1 protein-coding gene is annotated in these 384 nt (G+C 43.0%); it reads left to right on the top strand.

Annotated elements, in window-relative coordinates; all coding sequences use genetic code 11:
• The coding region (locus AC0QHF_RS00195) for a reverse transcriptase/maturase family protein (protein WP_324702177.1) at nucleotides 1-384 on the top strand (384 nt) is incomplete at both ends.

Genomic DNA, 384 nt, shown 5'->3' with positions numbered 1-384 from the left:
CAAGGAGGGGTAATAAGTCCACTCCTCGCCAACATCGCACTGGATGGAATGGTGAGGCACATCGAAAAATTATTCCCCAAACACAAAGTTAAAGGGAAGATTATCAATACAACAGTCGTTAGATACGCCGATGATTTTGTAGTCATATCACAAAGCAGCGAAATCATTGAACAGTGCAAGATTGCCATCTCCGATTGGTTAAAGCCCATTGGACTCCAACTGAAACCAGAAAAGACAAGAATCTGTCACACACTTCGAGAAATTGAAGTAAATGGAAAAAAGGTCGCACCTGGTTTCGACTTTCTATGGTTCAATACTAGGCAATATCCTGCCGGAAAACACGTCTCTGGGAAAAGTGGAGGAAAAGCCAGTAAACTCCTTGGC

The organism is Lyngbya sp. CCY1209 (assembly GCF_055795065.1).
The sequence above is the reverse complement of the archived record's forward strand: the minus strand, read 5'-3'. Positions and strand labels throughout refer to the sequence as shown.